3 protein-coding genes and 1 pseudogene are annotated in these 4,045 nt (G+C 40.1%); all 4 read right to left on the bottom strand.

Annotated features, from left to right (window positions below):
* On the bottom strand, positions 1 to 242 hold a 242-nt coding region (locus tag ACFIKJ_RS08660; RefSeq protein WP_375670497.1), incomplete at its 3' end, for a transglycosylase SLT domain-containing protein.
* Positions 239 to 2,344, bottom strand: a complete 2,106-nt coding sequence (locus ACFIKJ_RS08665) for a glycine zipper family protein (protein WP_375649297.1) — start codon at positions 2,342 to 2,344, stop codon at positions 239 to 241. The genes ACFIKJ_RS08660 and ACFIKJ_RS08665, both read right to left, overlap by 4 nt.
* A gap of 10 nt (positions 2,345 to 2,354) precedes the next feature.
* Positions 2,355 to 3,809 (bottom strand): hypothetical protein, encoded by a 1,455-nt coding sequence (locus tag ACFIKJ_RS08670; RefSeq protein WP_375649299.1) that lies wholly within the window; start codon positions 3,807 to 3,809, stop codon positions 2,355 to 2,357.
* An 11-nt stretch (positions 3,810 to 3,820) separates the two neighbouring features.
* Positions 3,821 to 4,045: pseudogene (locus ACFIKJ_RS08675) on the bottom strand (hypothetical protein); the annotation flags it as partial.

Consider the following 4,045-nt stretch of genomic DNA (forward strand, 5'->3'; position numbering starts at 1 on the left):
AGTGTCAACCGCCCCATGGCATCTGCCGCTTGCATGGGGTCAAACCTATCCTGCAAACCATATTGTTTGGCGGTGCTGTCTATAAATTGATACAACCCACCAGCAGAAGAGCGTGGATTCCTTGCATTCGGATTGCCTCCACTTTCAACTTGCGCAACACGGTACAAATAGCTCTCTGGCAAGCCGTAACGTGCTGCCGTTTGCCGTATCGCTTGATTAACAGAAGGACTATAACGGGTCATTTCGCATACTCTATTGAAGCACTAGGACCTAACCCTTTTGCTACAGCTCTAGAAACAATCTTCAAGCCTTCATCCGTTATCACACCGGCTTTATGCCACTTCAAAGCACTTTGAATCAATTTGGCAATTTCATTGCGCTCCATTCCTTTAACGCCAAAAGTTGCTAACTTCGCTATACCGCGCTCTAGCTCTTGTCTTGCCCGTAGCGCCTCTGGGGCATTTGGATGAAAAAATATGTTTCGTGCTAATTTTAAGCCTTGAGCTGGTATATCAGGAATACTATGTGGTACACGAACTCCATCAAAAAGAGAAAACTCAGGAATGCCTTCAAATTTGCTAAAACCCTCTTTTGCTGCATCAGAATAGAATTGCTCCTGATCTACTGCCTTTTTAAAAGTAGAAAACCGCTCCGGTCCTATGGTTCTTTCAAGATTCTCAGACGCAAGATTTTGTTTTAAAAGTTTAGAAAATTCATTAATAGGGTCATCATTTTTTCTGAGTAAATCATCTAATGCATCTCTCATGCCCATCTGATAGGTATTATTTTGTTTTGTCCAATTCCCTTTAGAAAGATTTTCCTGAACTGCATCCCTTTCAAAACTCTTTTCAAGCTTTGTTCCAAAAGCTTGTCTACCTTCTTCAAAGCTATCTGCAAAGTTTTTGAATTTTGCCGCACTACCGCGTGCTGCTTTGTACGTAGGAGAGATTTCGTCCATTATTTTTACCAAATTTTGTTTGAGGACTTCGTATCCTAAAATCTTTTGGTTATCACCATGTTTCTTACTTTTTTCGATTAAATCATCAAGAGACTGCTTAGTTTGATCTAATAACTCTATCGTAGGTTTATAGGTTATACTGCTAAATCTTCTATCATAAAACCTTCTAGGATTTATACTGAGAGGGTGTTCCTCTAAAGTATTGACAGCTTCTTTAAGAGCTTTTTGAAACCCTTTATTTTCAAAAAGTTTATTAAGAGCCGGATAATGCTCTCGTCCTATTGGAGTTTGCCTTGCTTGTTCATAAAGATGATCATGCGCTTCTTTCCCTTGCTGTTTAAGCGTCCTGCTTAAAGTATCGCTATGCTGGTATGGAACAATTGTCTGCTCCATCATATCATCAAGACGTTGAACAGAACCGCCTAATCTTTTCTCATGCGCTTGTTTCAAAAGATGATAAACATCTTCATTTGTTTTAGACGCATTCCACAAAGTCTGTCGTAGTTTTTCATTAATATCTGTCAAAAATACTTCCTGAGGTTCTGAGCTAAGACGTTCTGTGATCTTTTGGGTTTTATTATCGTAAAGTTGTTTGGCAACTTCTCGCAAAGCCTTATTGGAAACCTCTTTATGAGCAGGATTAAAATAATTCCTTACAAGTGGAGGTGATTTTAAAGCATTTACAAGTAAACCACCTAACTTAGAAACCCCCGCACCTGCTAAACTAGCAGCTGGTGTCAAAACTGCCCCACCAACACCACCAGCTAACGCCGAATTCACCGTATCATTGTAACCTTCTCCAGCACCAGAACCATGTAAAGCTCCAGAGCCTGCCCCAACAAGAGCTCCCCTACCTAAACCTCCTAAAGTCGAACCTGCTCGCAAAAAATTTAAAGCAGGGATCCCCAATGATGCTATTGTTGGTAAAATCGAACCAGCAATATAAGCACCAGAAGACCACCATGGATGTTTCTCTTCCAAAGCTTTTTGGTAAGCACGTTCTTTGGCTACTCTTCTGTTATAAACCTCTTCTGCCTTTTTATCGCCGCTCCAATAATCCCTCACACCTGCTTCACGTACTGCTTTCATTTCGTCAAAATAACCTGCCGTTGCACCAGATGCGCTATGTCTCATAACCGCATCCAACCACGTAAGATCTTTATCATCAAATGAAAAATCATTAGATGTTTCTTGAGTATTAGGAATATCCTCAGCAATACCAATCACTTTATATTTCCTAGCCCACTCAGGGAGACGTGATTTATCATAATCCTTAAGTTCAGGATAATCTGTTTCCTTTTGAACATCTTCAGCAATACCAATAACCTTATACTTTCTAGCCCATTCAGGAAGAAGTGACTTATCATAATTCTTAAGTTCAGACATGAAACATAACCTATTTTCTTATAGTCATTCTTTTACCATCGGCATCAATAACAATAAAATCTGCCCCTTTCGGTAAGGCTTCAATTTCTTCTGCACTTTTTACTACAGGCGCATTTGCACTATGTCCTTGCTGTGGAGCTTTAGAATGCGGCTGTGATGTAACCTTATCAACATTCTCTTGCGTTAATGCAATGCTATTGTTTTCCAGCAAATCCAATACGTCTGATTTCATCTTACCCAAAATCTCATGGATTTTTTTCAACCTAAACAAGAGCTCTTTATGACCCAAGTTGTACTTTATCTCTCCTAAATAGCTCTTTAAGATATCAAGTTCTCTTTCTGTGAGATTCCCAAAACCTGAGGCGCCATTACGCGAATACTGTCTCATCGTTTCTAAACGATCAATACCTATACGATTTTTAATGGAATCAAGCAGTGAACTCATATCACGGTGTTGAGGAACACCCAACTGAGCTTGTATACTAGCCGCATTACCTGTAGCCCATTCACCATTTTCTTCTATATAGTTCATAAAACGTTCAATGTCATGGAGTGTATTATTACTGATAGTTTCTCTATTTTTAAGCTCTATCGTTTCTCGTAGGCGGTCCAATTCTTCTTTAGATCTAGCATCATAACCGCCGTTCGCTTTTTGTAATAGAAAAGCATTCAACGCATCTTTATTCCCAGCCATGAACCGCGCTTCTTCTTCGCTATAGCCTTTGGACTTTAGATACTCGACGGTCTGATTAACCTGCCCTCTTTGTTTATCTCCTTCGTTAAGACGCTTCACACCACTTGCAAGCGCATCCCACCCAGAACCGCCTGACGGTGCTGCCGACATACCTGCAAAAAGATCTTGAAGCTTTTTATAAAAATCAGACTGGACAAACTTTTCAAAACCAGTTCGAGTATCTACTGGAGAAGTTTGTGACTGTAGTGTTGAAGCTGCCTCTACTATAGGCGTAAGTTGTTTAATCTCCTGTGCATTAGGGAGTGGTGGATGATTACCAACACCAAATGGTATTTCTGCTTCAGGAACCACATAAGGTTCCTTCTTCTCATGATATACTCCATCCGGAACAATAGTTCCTATTTGAGAAGGCGCAAGAGAACCACTCTCAAACGGTTTATCAATAGAAATTGCACTAGGAGTAGCAGGACCTTGATGCTGCTGTATTACTTTCTGCAACATATTCATTTTATCAATAGGTCTCTCACCAATCTTCGGAATAACCATTCCTAATAGCTTTCGACCATAGATCTCTTCACGCTTTTGGCGTTCTCTTTCTTCTTGAACTGTAGACCATCTCCTTCTATTGCGTTTTAATGTAGGTGGGAGATGTGTACTATGTTGTATTAAACCATCTGCTCCTATTCTAGACATTCTAACTAAAGGATGTTCACCTTGATCAGGAGGAATAAAAAAACGCGAAATGTTATCGAACCAAGAACTTTTTTCCATTTCTTTCTTTCCTATACACCGAATTTTTTGCCTAAAAATGCGCCAAAAGGCTTAGAAATATCAGGAATACCCATAAAACTTGTCGCAAGACCTGCTACTGTCGCAAAATTCTTCCAAGGGTCGTTGCCTTGCATTAGAGAAGATGTGTTGTTACCTGTTGTCGTGCCGTAATTCCTTGCAAAGCCATGACCGGCGTTCATAAGCATATTCAACCTATTCCAGCCGCTATTGTCTTG

This window comes from Bartonella sp. PS7NMGDW, from assembly GCF_042193585.1.
Taxonomy (GTDB): domain Bacteria; phylum Pseudomonadota; class Alphaproteobacteria; order Rhizobiales; family Rhizobiaceae; genus Bartonella; species Bartonella grahamii.